The organism is Gulosibacter sp. (assembly GCF_052090685.1).
Lineage (GTDB): Bacteria > Actinomycetota > Actinomycetes > Actinomycetales > Microbacteriaceae > Gulosibacter.
Window position 1 is genome coordinate 28,886 of record NZ_JBQDBE010000015.1, and the last position, 13,292, is coordinate 42,177.

A 13,292-nucleotide genomic window follows, 5' to 3' on the forward strand; every position below is an offset into this window, starting at 1 on the left:
GGAATGATCGGGAGCATGTTCGAACGACGTGCCGAGACAAAACGGCTGCGAGCACTACAGGATCTCGAGCGTCGACAGCATGAGCTCCTTCCTGGCTACAAGATCTGGGGCTACAAGAACATCTTTGCGAAGGGGTTTCTGATCACGCGCGGTGCAGCCGGCTACAGCCCGCGGGAAGAGTGGGATTACCTGGAATTCGGCCAGTGGCGAGTGTGCCTCGACTCGGTGCTTGAGCATCAAATTGCCCTGTCAACGACGACAGCTCAGGACGGCGAGCAAACCGGAGTCCTGATCCTCGGTCAGGTCTTTGACGATCGTGGACCTGCACGGCGCGGCGAGATTGCGTCGAGGCTGCTCAAAACGATCACGAAGGCGGGTGCTGGGCGCGAAGTCTCCCGGCGAGCAGCGGATGATGCGATTACGTGGCTGTCAGGTCGGTTTATCGTCTTCGTGATGCGGGGTGACGTCCTCGATGTCTACGGCGACCCGATGGCGTCGAGGTCATGTTTTTGGCACGACATCGGTAGCGGCATTGCGCTAGCCTCACACACGGCGATTCTTTCGGAGCTCGCGGGCGGTCTTTCATCAGAACGGATGCGCTGGGTCCTGCGGCATCCCGACTACAAGTCGCCGGCGGGGAAGTGGTTGCCTGGTCTCATCACACCCCACGACGATGTCGGGCAGGTCTTCGCGAACAGTCGGCTCACTATCCAGGGCCGGGACGTCAGCTACGAACGGTTCTTCCCTCGAGAAGACCGACGTGAGCTGTCTGTTGAGGAGGCTGCGGCGGTGTTTCGTCGAGAACTGCAGCAGCAGGTTCGCAATTGGATCGCCGTTGCACCGCAGACGGTGCTCGCGCTTACCGCGGGAAGTGATTCAAAGGCGATCCTGCGCGCGGGAATCTCGGATCTTCAGGATGCGAAGGCAGTCGCATTGACGTATCACCCGTTTCACGTGTCCTCAAAGAGCACGTATGAGGATCTCGTGACGGCCAACCGCCTGGCAGCAGCGGCTCGATTGCCCCAGATTGTGCTCGATGTCGGGCAGATGAAACCGACATCTGCCATGGCTGATCTCTATCGCCGCACGTTCCCAACCTGGCAGCGCTATGCAAATCTCGCGAATGCACTGTATCTCGGTGCACCCGCGAAGGCGGCAACGATATTTGGCGTGGGCGGCGGGATCATCACGGGTATGTTCACCGATAAGAGTGCGCCGGAACCGACACCGGCCGTCCTTGCAAAGAAATTTGCATACTCAAAATTTGCTGAAAATGCAGAGATTCTTCAAGAATTTGAAAAATGGCAGGTGGTGACTCAGTTTTCAACCGAAGCACTGGCCGGTCACGACTTTTACGATTTCTTTCACTGGGAACATCGAATGAGTAAGTGGGGAGCAGCCGGATACTCCGAGTATGACCTCGCCACGACGCCCGCTCCGGTGCTGAACTCTCGTAGATTGCTCCTTACGGCGTTGGCTGTGCCGATGCGGGATCGAGAGTCAAAATCTTTATATACCGCGCTACAGCCCCTATAGTTGACTCTCGTACAGGAAATTCGTAGGCGTTACCAATCTCAGAATTGGTCGCTGTTGTCGGGGCTTGACGGCTTGCCCCGCGTAAAGCTAACCCGAGGAGTCTGAGATTGCCTGATCGTCCACCTGGCGCGCGGTGGCGCCGGGCCATTTGGCACTTTCGAGATGGGGGCCTCAAACGTGTCGTGGAATTCGAACGGCGCGAACGCGCAATTCGGAAACTCCCGAAGAGCACGGCCCTCGTTGGTCCGGTAAAACCCAAGAGCGGGGCAACTCCATCGGAGACGCTCGCGAATTCGATTCCTGACTACATTCCCGTAGAGCTGCCGCTCACTTTCCCAGACGTTCGCGCTGCGGTCATCATGGACGACTTTTCGCTCGCAGCCTGGGGTCACGAGTTCGAAACGGTGCAGGTCACCCCGAAGTGGTGGCGCCAGCAACTCGACAAGCAACCCGTAGACCTGCTGTTCGTCGAGTCAGCATGGAACGGCAACGGTGGTGCCTGGCAGTACAAGTTGACCGGCTCGAAGGCACCCGCTCCTGAACTCCGCGCGCTCGTGGCGCACTGCAAACAACAGGGCATCACCACGGTGTTCTGGAATAAAGAGGACCCCCCACACTTCGACGACTTCCTCGACACTGCGAGGCTCTTTGATGTCGTATTCACGAGTGACGCGAACATGCTGCCGAAGTATCAGGAGGCGCTTGATCACGATCGCATAGACGTGCTCAGCTTTGCGGCTGCGCCAGCAATACACAATCCGATTCGCCTCCCACAATTTCATCAGAAACGAGACGTGGCGTTCGCGGGCATGTACTTCAGCCACAAGTTTCCCGAGCGACGCGAGCAGATAGAGATGCTTCTCGGTGCCGCAGATCAGGTGTCTGGACGTATGGAACGCGGACTGGAGATCTACTCGAGATTCGACGGTGGTGATGAGCGGTACCAGTTCCCGAAGCCGTTGAACAAGCGTGTGCGCGGTTCCTTGCCGTACCAAAAGATGCTCACGGCGTATCGGATGCACAAAGTATTCCTCAACGTGAATTCGGTCGTGGACAGTCCGAGCATGTGTGCCCGACGTGTCTTTGAGATTGCGGCATCGGGCACCCCGGTCGTATCCGCGCCAAGCGCAGCGATTCCGCAGTTCTTCCCTCAGGATGAGGTACCAGTGGTGAGCGAGCAGCAAGAAGCTGGCTGGTTGTTGCGGGCGCTCGAGCGGTCCCCGCAAATGCGTGACCGGATGGTACATAAAGCACAGCGACGAATTTGGAATTCACACACCTACACTCACCGTGCATCGCAGGTGTTTCGTGCAGGTAAGGTCGAGTTCGATGAGACCGCGACCGCTCCAAAACCAGTGACTGTCATGGTGTCCACAAACCGTCCCTATCAAGTCGAACATGTACTCGAGACGGTGGCATCACAAGTCGGCGTACCTGTGCAACTCGCGATGTTGACACACAACTTTGAGCTAAATGAGAAAGACTTCCGTGCTAAGGCGAACGACCTCGGGCTCGATGATGTAGTTCTGACAAGTGCCACGAATGATGTCCTACTTGGTGAATGCTTGAACCGCCTAGTTGATCTTGCTGATGGGGAGATTGTCGCCAAGTTCGACGATGATGATTTTTATGGTGCGAACTATCTCTTGGACGCCAGTAATGCCCTAAAATTCACGAACGCTGATCTTCTCGGAAAACAAGCTGTCTATGTTTACCTTGCTGCTCAAGACAGGATCGTTCTACGCAGCCCAGAACGTGAGCATCGATGGACCACATTTCTAGCTGGACCGACGTTCGTCGGCAATCGCGCGACATTTAAACAGTCTCGTTTCGCAAACGTTACAAGAGGAGAAGACTCGGGCTTTCTCCTCAAAGTGATCGAACAGGGTGGACAAATATATTCATCGGATCGATTTAATTTTATCCAGAATCGAGGAATGCAATCGCACACATGGCAAGTCAATGACCTCGAAGTTCTTGCAAATTCTAGAGTAGAATCTGCCGGTTACAATGAAGGGCACGTAACGGCATGAGCATAGCCAATGCCGTTTATTCACAGTGAGGGAGTGCCCTTAAGAATGCGTGTTGCTACAGAAGTAAACAAGGGCAACTTGCGGAGTTCGTGGCGTTGGGACGAGCCAAGAATAAACCCTGCCTAGGTCAATTGGCCTAACTTGCCTCATCCTCGCAGTGCCCCATTGCGACTTCAAGCAATGCCTTGATATTGGGCGCGAGCTCGCTGGGGATTTGTAAAGGGATGGTTTGCTCATCACCGTTGACGGCAATCCGAGCGCTGCGCAACGACCGTACCGCTTTCACGACCGCGCTGATCACCGACCAGTCGCGGATTCGGCCAGGTAACGCAGCAAAAACGACGGTCAGGTGGGCTTTGAACGAGTCCAGCTCGCGATAAAAAAATGGCCGCGCCGCACGATCCGATGTCAACAACCGACATGATCGTTCCAACCGCCAAAGGTCATGACACTCAGCGATCAATCCAGGCTTATACAGCAGACCTTGACTGAGGTTAGTCACATAACCTGAATTATACCGAGTTAAATAGGGGACAGAAATCTTCTTTAGCAATTTCCCACCCTCCCTTTGACTTCGAACGATTGACGCTCCTGTCCGATCCTGGCAGTCGCGCCTGAACATCGTCTCCTCGAAAGAAAAAGCCAGTTACATCCTACGCGAAGGATAACCCCACAAGAATTGATTGTAATCAGTGAATATTTCCCAATATTGTAGGTACTCGCTCCAGCACAACGGGATAACTACCATGTAACCGCGACACACGACAGTGATATTGTCTAGATTTCCCCGATATGAGACGTGGCGTTCTGGAGATCGCTCAAAGCATTCCGCAGTACCGTCACCTTCGTGTCCTTTGGGCCGACTGGTAGGACAAGGGAATCAGTCGACACTCCAAGTAAATTAACCAATTTAGGCGCCCCGTGCCCGGAAGTAGTGTACTTACGAATACCATATTCCAGCGCATTCTGATCTATCCACCATTGTGGCGAGCCAGGTTCGATCAACGCTAGTCCGGCTTCACGAACATAGTTGGCGATGTCCATGGCTGCCTCGGAGGATTGAAATACGACGATGCCTGCGGCATACCGTTCCCATGGAGCAAGGTTTCCGCCAAGTATGCGTAACGCGATATCGCCGTCAGTGGACGCATTAATTAATTCCATGGGATCTTGTTTGATTACCGCATCGATATCGAGTAAAAGAACTGGCGCATTTGTTCGGGCTAACAGCTCTGGGACCGCCAAAAATCTAACGAGTGATGAGACCGGACCGACATTGGCTCCTAAGTCGGTATCAATAAAAACGAATTTAACTCGTTTCGAACTTACCCCGTAATTTGAGATGATTGGACGAGCGTCCTCTTCACTTCCCAAAACTACTATCACTAAAATAGAGTTATTCCGAGATGCGATATCGAATGAGCTGATTAAGAATTGACCAAATGCTTCCAGATATACGAGGTCGCAAGAGGCAACAAGGCTGTACTCAACCTGATTGACGTCGTCTAAGTATGCATCTATCTCGAAAGTAAACTGGTGCTTCTTATTTCTTGTCTGCTCTATTGATGCTGTAGTTGCGACAGTCGAAAAAGGGATTAGCATGTACGTGCTAAAGGACGGCTCCAGTGAATCTCGAATATGATCAACGGAGCGCTCGTAGCCGATTAAATCTCCGGCACTGTATGCTGCAATCGCACGGAAAATGTCAACAACACACAACACCTCCGGATTCATTAGCGTGCTACGGAGATTCGACAGGTGCGTATCAATATCTTCAAATTCATCATTTGATAGGATTCCTCGGCAAACATATGAAGCCGCCTCGATAGACTCTTTTCGTGCGAGAGCGCGTTTCGCAGTCTCAAAAAGTTCAGGACTGTAGCGTAGCTCCCAAGACTTAAGCAAAGCACACGCCCGGCGAAGTGGAATGTCTTGAGTTTCATCAATGTCAGCTGCTGCATACAAGGAATCTAACGCAGCGAGATAAATTGTCCTATCAGCACGCGTGCGTGTGAACTCAACCTTGTTTGCCAGATCGAGACCCTGTTGCAGTCTCTCTCTGAATCCAACTTTATCAGAAATCTCATCATTGCCACGTGTGTTGAGGGTCGATGAATTCGGTTTACTTGATATGCGATCGAGTTCATCATTTATGATTGGCACGACGACGTCCCGAGGAAGGGGTTTGTGGCCAACAGCTTCGTAGGCGACGTCGATACTCAAGGAACCCACGCTATCCGCAACAACATTGCTCAATCGCTCACCAAGACTCAGCACATTTTCAAACTCAGAATCTGCCGAGTTCGTGAGAAGTCTCATTCTTGGTATCCGTTGTGTGCTCCTAATCCGATCCACTACAGATACCTGCTCAGGGAACCTCTTCCTATGTTGCAAAAACGAAGTGTCTAACAAATGCCGTTCAATTTCTTCAAGAGACTGAGGAAACTCATAAGTCATCATGTCAAGTTGAGGAACTTCCGCGACACAGTTACCGTGGAGGTCCAGCGCTGCTAGTTGAATTGCTTCAAAGCCACCCATCGACGAGCCATAGTAGAGCGTGGCTCCTGGTTCGGTCCCCCACGCATGTGCAATTGTTTTCACTTCACGGCTGATGGATTTTGCCAAATCCTGACTTGAGGACATTAGCCAACCACCCAAGATTGAGTCCGATTTATACAAAGTAGGCTCGCTAAGTACAAGGATATTCGCGCTGGGGAAACTGTCTGCCCAAGCCCAGCGGTGGAAGACCGGATTCTGCCTTGATCCTCTTGACTGCGCTGCGGGCATCAATACAAGTAGAGGCGCACCAGCCTGACGAAATTGCAGGAGCATGTCCAGCGACATCTCGTCCCCGAGCGGAACTGTAGCCTGTCGCCACTCGTTCCTGACCGACTGCGCTGTCTCGATGAAACTTGCTAACGACACGCTTGCCGGAAAATTAACCACCGAATCCCACCTAATCTTTTTCCACGGCCTAGTACCCTGTGAACCGGACCGTAGCCGTACCGACTGACGATACAAAGTACACTGATCGGAACTTTACTTCATTAGGTTGCGAACTGCGCCGATGTCCTAAGGAGTTATGGCTTGACTAAACACCAGTGTTCCACTGTGCGTCACGGGTTGACAGGAGAACCACAGAGGCTAGAATCACGACCCACATCATCGGCACGAACTCTATCTCGGAAGGATTTGGGAGTCCTACGTGAATGGATCGCCTCAGCTCAGGAACGTGAGCTTCAAGTGGAGTCTGAGGTGGAAGCACTGAGAGCACAAGCTCTCAACCTCCAGGAGACGGTCGAAGGCCTTGAGCAAGAACTTATCAGCGCTAATGACGAATGTGAGCTTCTTCGATCTAAGCTCAATAAGACTAGGGAAGCATTGGCTCAGTACTCCAAATATCGGTCCATACTAAATGGATTGCGTAAGAGTAAGACTTATAAAACAGGGGTCGCGGTGCGAGAGTCAACTTCGCTATTCAAAATACTTCTACTTCCTGCCAAAATTATAAAAATTTCTCGAGATAAGGATGAATTGTAAGGATGGGGAAAGACCTGATTTCGGTTGTTCCAGCGACTATAACCGAACGACGTTTGAAAGACTCAGGCCTCTCCATTCGTAAGAGGCAAGGTGCGGCAGGAAATTTAACCGTTGCGTGCATTCTTGATAATCTCTCTTTTGGATCATTCGAGCCTGAGGCTGATTTTCAGCAGCTGACCATGAGGGACTGGCTTGTTGAGCTGACCGCGTCGCAGCCTGATTTGCTATTTGTGGAATCTGCTTGGCGGGGGCACAACAACACATGGTGGAACGAAGTGCATCGTTGTGGGCCCGAGTTGTTAGGCATCCTGGAATGGTGTCGAGACCGATATATTCCTACAGTGTTCTGGAACAAGGAAGATCCTGTTCATTTTTCGACCTTCCTCAAAACAGCGAGTAAATTTGATCATGTCTTCACGACAGACATCGATTGCATACCACGATATCGTGCTACGTTGAAACACGACAATGTTTATTTTCTACCGTTCGCTGCACAATTGGCAACTCACAACCCTGTCGAAGTTTTCGAACGACTTCAAGGATGTGCCTTCGCCGGAGCATACTATCGAAAATATTCAGATCGAAACAAAGATTTTGATACACTGCTGCCCGAGTTGTTAAAATTGGGTGATTTTCACATATATGATCGGAACTTCGGTGACGATCATCCTGATCATAAGTTTCCGGACGCTATTTCAAAACACATTGTTGGCACTCTGGATCCCCGTGATATTGATATCGCGTACAAAGGTTACACTCATAATTTAAATCTCAACTCCGTTAAAAGCAGTCAATCTATGTTTGCCAGAAGAGTATTTGAATTATTAGCATGCAATACAGTCATTGTAAGTAACTTCTCGCGAGGTTTACGTCTTGCTTTTGGCGATCTCACTATATCAACTGATGGGGCCTCTGAGGTCAATCGGAGGATATCGGAGATTAGGGCGCTTCCCAACGGTTCAGAAAGGTTGCGGGCACTTGCGCTCCGAAAAGTGGTTAGGCAGCATACCTATACGCAACGTTTAGAGGAGATCGCGCGACGTGTGAACCTCCCACTCGTTCCGAACACTGTACCGTCGATTGCGATTATCGCGAACGTGTCGAGTGTGAATGCGGCATCCTACCTGGTCAATCTGGCTGAACGACAGACAGTAATGAATTGGAGGCTTTACTTACTGTGTGAGCAAGGTGACACGCAAGCTTACAGACAGTTTTCGTCCGAGCGTGTAAGTATCTCTTACGATCAGATCCTTGTTAGAGAGTCCATTGCTCGAGACGGTCATACGCACCTTGCATGCTGGGAACAGGACTCTTGGTATGGTGATGAATATCTGCTGGACCTTCTAGATGCTCTACGCTGGGCCGACGTGTCAGCGGTTGGACACGCTGAGCATTTCAAATATGAAAACGGATTTGTTAGTCGAGTTAATCCTGGAAAGTCTTGGACCTATCAAAGAGATATTCCTCTTGCACGCGGAATGCTGAAGGTAGACAACTTAGAAATTTCGCCTGAATTATTAGAACCCGAATTCTGCGTGTCGGGGCTGGCGGTCTCCACTCTAGAATTTATGAAGGGCGGTAGGCATTGCGCTCACAATGAACTACAGACATGCCAATCACCTTCAATAGACCAAGGCCTTTCGTTTGATGATTTTCAGAATTATGCCGATCAGCTGTCGCCGGAGAAGGAATTAAGTAGAGCTGACGATGATAATTCAATTTCTATAGAGTGGTTATTGTCAGATCTTAATAAAGTGAGAAATGTTGAATATTCCCTCGATAATGATGGAAACTTTGAAATCTCTTCCACCTTGGCGGAGGGGCAACATACTTATGCATATTCTCAATCTCTTTTAGAGCCCAAAATGCTTCCGTCCACAAACGGCGGGGAAGTGTACTTTGAGGCGACTCCCGGCCTCAACTTAATGTTGACTCTCATCTTCTTTGACAGCATGGGCACTCGTCTGGGGCACTCTATGGTTGCCAATTCTGCTAATTCCACAGTGTCATGGCCGGATGGAACTTCCCAAATAAGGGTCGGGGTTCGCGTCATGGGTCCTGGGGTCTCATCAATTTTAAACTATTCGCGTGCAGCTCGTCAAACAGCCGCTCATCCCCTTGTTCCACGGCAGAAGAACCTTGTCGTGACAAATATATTTCCCTCCTATGAATCATTATATAGGAATGGATTTGTCGCATCGCGGTTGAGGGCCTATAAGGAACTTGGCTTTGACTCTGAGGTTTACTGCGCGATCCCAAACCAAAGGGATTTGCGATTTCGAGACTTTGCTGGATTTGATGTTGCGACTGGCAACATCGCGACCTTAAGGGAAACTGTGGATGCGGACAATCATACAAGCATCATGATACACTTCCTTACTCCGGATATTTGGGAATCACTTAAGGCCTCCACGTCCTCTGCTCGAGTTATCGTTTGGATTCATGGTTTTGAAATTCAGCCATGGTGGCGAAGAAAATCACAGTATTCGACGGTTGAATCACAAGAACAGGCTGAAGAACTCTGGCGGAAACGGCATAAGATGTGGTCGGAGGTGTTCACCTCTCCTCCTGAGGGTTGGCATTTCGTCTTCGTATCTTCTTACCTCGCAGAGCAGGCTTTTTCGGATCATGGCCAACGACTTCCTGATGGTCGATTTTCTATTATTCATAATCACATCGACACACAACTATTTACTTATGAGCAGAAGAGGCCGGAGCAGAGATTTAGAGTCCTCTCGATTAGGCCGTATAGTTCACCTATTTATGGGAACGACCTCAGCGTGAAAGCGATTATTGAACTTTCGAAACGAAGCAGGCTGTTCGATAAGTTTGAATTCTCTTTCTATGGTGAGGGGTCTTTATTTGAGTCGACGCTTGAGCCGATCCGCGATTTTCATAATGTTAAAATTCATAATGAATTCTTGACTCACGTAGAAATTGCGGCGTTGCACAAGACTCACGGAGTGTTCCTCGTCCCGAGTAGGATGGATACTCAGGGTGTTTCTCGAGGTGAGGCAATGTCTTCTGGTCTAGTGCCAATTAGCAATAGCATTGCTGCTATACCTGAATTCGTTGATGAGAGTTGCGGATTGCTTGCTCCTGGTGAAGATTATGTGGAGATTTCTAACCACCTTGAACGCCTTGCAAATGATCCAGATCTGTTTGTTGATTTGTCACAAGGGGCTGCCGCTCGTGTTCGAGCTGAGTTATCGAGAGTGAACACCATCCTGGAGGAGCTGAAACTGGTGGAAAACTCATTTGTCGACCCGGAGCGGTGTTCTCATCTCTCCTACCTTGGTTGACCGACTATTTGACAGGGCTTTGATTTTCGCTCCGCCTTAGGTTAAGATTTTAGATTGGCTCGATTTGTTTATCAGGGTTTCGTGTTAGGAATTTATTCAATTCGTGCGACTAAGGGCTGCGTATATATTGGGAGATGCCAGCCTGTATCTAGATCGAGACTACCGCGTCGGGTGTCAGCGCTGTGAGAATCGTGTGCTCCCTCAAGGCTCGCACCAGTATCGCTATTAACAATCAGAGACTTGGACCTCAATTTCTGCCAGTTGAGTGCTATTGCTTAGTATCGACTCGAAAGTCAATCCCCAATTACTCATCAGACCTGACCCTTGGACCTATAGTGACGCGTTTCTGGAGTTGTTGGTTGGGTTGGCTTGTGCGAGGACTTCGTCTGCTGTCCTGGTCCTTGTGAAGGGATGCTTGCGGGAGGCTCACCAGCACAAAAGTCACGATCTTCGACCGTACCTTCACGGCCATCGCCAAACACTCCCTGCTCATGGGGCGAAAAGGCCAATACTTCCACTGACCCCACCCACGTTCCCGAACGACACCGCGATGTTGACGGGCTCTGGACCCGCGACTGGTTCCTCGCCCGCGCCGAACGCTTCGGTCCGGCGACGACCTGGGCCATCGAACCGCGTTCGAACAACTCGTCTTCACCACACAGCGATTGTGTGTCGAGCCGAGCCGAGGCGGTCGCGGGGTGGTCGTTGAAGCAATTTATCACCACCGTCCGCGACGTTGAGAAGTTTCGCTGACGCTCAACGGCCATACCGTTACCGCAGCCGACCCTATTCCAGACGACCTGGCACAAGCTCTTCAACCGATGAAGAAAATGGACACTAATCTGACCCAAGTCAGGTCTAGCGGCGGATGGCGGGCCTAAACGCCGAAAACCGAGGTGCGCCAGCCGAATAAGAATACTCAACGAAATTAAGTCCGGCGGTCCCGCAAATCACTGTTGGCTTCCCTCATCAGCTTGGCCGCCGTTTCGGTATTACCTTTAGCCAGGTTGTGCGCATACCAACGGTAAGATCGAGCGACTTTGACTGCTGGACCGTCGGCAATGACTCGACCGGAATCAAGCCAAATTGCTCGGCTGCACATCTCTTCGACGGTTTGTGCCGCGTGGCTAACCAGGAATACCGTCCCTGCTTTCTCCAGCATTCCGTTCATGGCCTGCTTTGAGCGCTCCATGAACGCTGCGTCGCCCGTTGAGAGAGCTTCATCAATCATGAGGATCTGAGGCTCTGCGGCTACTGAAATCGCAAATCGCAGACGTGCGCTCATGCCTGATGAGTAGGTGCGCATCGGCCGACGAATCGAATCACCGATGTCGGCCAATTCTACGATCCGTTGGCGTCGCGCACGCGCTTCGGTGGGGCTCATCCCCATGGCTAGTAGCCCAAGTTGAATGTTCTCTTCACCTGATAAGTCAGGCATGAGCGCGGCACTGACGCCGAGCAACTGTGGTTTTGCGGAGGTGACAACGAGTCCCTTCGTGGGTGGCTCTAGGCCCGCGAGTACGCGAAGTAACGAACTCTTTCCTGAACCATTTCTGCCGATAAGACCAATGAACTCGCCTTCTCGGGCAGCAAAAGAGATACCGCGAAGCGCTAGAAAACTAGTTTTTTGACGGAAACGAGACAGGAACCCACCGCCTCGTTTGCCGTCCTCCGAGGTTCGATAGCGGAGACGGACATTATCGGCGAGAACAGTCACTGCACCGTACTTAGACTCCGTTGGGCTCGTTTTGTTCGTTGCTTTTGTCGGCTCGACCTTACTGCTCACGGGCGTATGACTCCTCACCTTTCCAAAACCACACTAAGCCAAAGGCGCAAAGCCCGAACGCCCAAGCGGCTGCAGACATCCATGAGTCTGCTAGCGGAACCGTTCCACCGATAAGTATTGTTCTGTACATTTCCAGAATAATATAGATGGGGTTTGCCTCAATGAATAACACCGCAACCGGAAACTCCTCGAACCGTGTTATGGGAAAAATAACTGCCGAGGTGTACATAAGTATACGTACAACGAACGAAACAGCATTCGCCATATCTGGAAAGCTAGCGCCGAAACGAGCAAAAATGAGGCCTAGGGCGAAATTTAGAATTGTCTGAAGTCCAAATACTGCTGGAACCAGTGCCCACGCGAGAGTCGGTAATTCATGCGGAGGCCACAGTATAATTATCAGCAGCATTACCGCCATTGCAGGCAGTCGTTCAAGAATGGACCGTAGGAGTATTGCGACTATGATCGATGCGCGTGGAAAGCTGAAGGCACGAATCATTGCTCTCGAAGATCGCATTGCGGTAGTGCCACCGGAGATCGCAGCGCTCGTGAGTTGGAACATAAACACACCGATAATTACGAATGCGACGTAATTCTCGACATCATGGCCAGCTTGAAGAACTAGGCCAAATATTGCGATGTAAAAAATGGCATCCAGAAGCGGCCTAATCACAAGCCAAGCAATGCCTAGTCGGTCTTGAGCATTACCGGTGGCGACCTTCTTTCGAGACTCGCGCCAAATGAAATGCCTTCGCTCCCAGATCTCGCGAATGTACTGTAGGAGAGAAGGGCGTCCGCCGACTTTGGTGAGGTGGCTGAGGTCTCCGTAAGCAACTTCGACCTCGAAAATGAAGTCGGAAGCTTGCATCTCTTTTCGGAGACGAAGTTCATCGCGCGACATTGATTGGGCCACATGGCGTGGCGGCTCATTCATTGGTATTTGCCGCGGCCGAGAGGGCTGCTGTTTGCTTAGTGCCAAATCTCGGTCCCTTCAACGCGTACCCGGAATCGGGCAGCGATCCGCACAATTGAGTGCGATTGCCTCCGACGGTGGAGCGATTCTGCAGTAGCTCGCTCGCATTTAGTATTTTTACA

The 13,292-nt window shown here is 51.1% G+C and carries 7 protein-coding genes; 3 read left to right on the top strand and 4 right to left on the bottom strand.

The genetic code is table 11. The features are described 5' to 3' along the window. Positions 1 to 15: 15 nt before the first annotated feature. Both ACTHXA_RS10785 and ACTHXA_RS10790 read left to right on the top strand, forming a co-directional pair. On the top strand, positions 16 to 1,536 hold the full coding sequence (locus ACTHXA_RS10785; RefSeq protein WP_441672213.1) for a hypothetical protein: 1,521 nt from the start codon (positions 16 to 18) through the stop codon (positions 1,534 to 1,536). Between the two features lie 404 nt (positions 1,537 to 1,940). Then, positions 1,941 to 3,569, top strand: coding sequence for a glycosyltransferase family protein (locus ACTHXA_RS10790; RefSeq protein WP_441672215.1), 1,629 nt, complete (start codon positions 1,941 to 1,943; stop codon positions 3,567 to 3,569). Between the two features lie 136 nt (positions 3,570 to 3,705). Here ACTHXA_RS10790 and ACTHXA_RS10795 read toward each other — a convergent pair whose 3' ends face one another. Both ACTHXA_RS10795 and ACTHXA_RS10800 read right to left on the bottom strand, forming a co-directional pair. Then, entirely contained in the window at positions 3,706 to 4,071 is a 366-nt protein-coding gene (locus tag ACTHXA_RS10795) for a hypothetical protein (RefSeq protein ID WP_441672217.1), read from the bottom strand. A 275-nt stretch (positions 4,072 to 4,346) separates the two neighbouring features. Beyond that, entirely contained in the window at positions 4,347 to 6,515 is a 2,169-nt protein-coding gene (locus ACTHXA_RS10800) for a hypothetical protein (RefSeq protein WP_441672218.1), read from the bottom strand. A 596-nt stretch (positions 6,516 to 7,111) separates the two neighbouring features. Between ACTHXA_RS10800 and ACTHXA_RS10805 the strand changes: the two genes are divergently transcribed. Continuing rightward, the gene (locus tag ACTHXA_RS10805; RefSeq protein WP_441672220.1) at positions 7,112 to 10,411 is read left to right on the top strand and encodes a glycosyltransferase family protein; all 3,300 of its coding nucleotides are present in this window, start codon (positions 7,112 to 7,114) and stop codon (positions 10,409 to 10,411) included. Positions 10,412 to 11,339: 928 nt separating this feature from the next. Here ACTHXA_RS10805 and ACTHXA_RS10810 read toward each other — a convergent pair. Both ACTHXA_RS10810 and ACTHXA_RS10815 read right to left on the bottom strand, forming a co-directional pair. Continuing rightward, positions 11,340 to 12,197 carry an ABC transporter ATP-binding protein gene (locus ACTHXA_RS10810; RefSeq protein ID WP_441672222.1) on the bottom strand — a complete coding sequence of 286 codons (858 nt, stop codon included), beginning with the start codon at positions 12,195 to 12,197 and terminating at the stop codon, positions 11,340 to 11,342. Then, positions 12,187 to 13,131 (bottom strand): ABC transporter permease, encoded by a 945-nt coding sequence (locus ACTHXA_RS10815; protein WP_441672224.1) that lies wholly within the window; start codon positions 13,129 to 13,131, stop codon positions 12,187 to 12,189. The genes ACTHXA_RS10810 and ACTHXA_RS10815 overlap by 11 nt, the downstream gene beginning before the upstream one ends. Between the last annotated feature and the right edge of the window lie 161 nt (positions 13,132 to 13,292).

Coding starts and splice junctions, on each gene's coding strand:
- ACTHXA_RS10785 (WP_441672213.1), top strand. CDS start 16: ATGTTCGAACGACGTGCCGAGACAAAACGGCTGCGAGCACTACAGGAT.
- ACTHXA_RS10815 (WP_441672224.1), bottom strand. CDS start 13,131: ATGAATGAGCCGCCACGCCATGTGGCCCAATCAATGTCGCGCGATGAA.
- ACTHXA_RS10805 (WP_441672220.1), top strand. CDS start 7,112: ATGGGGAAAGACCTGATTTCGGTTGTTCCAGCGACTATAACCGAACGA.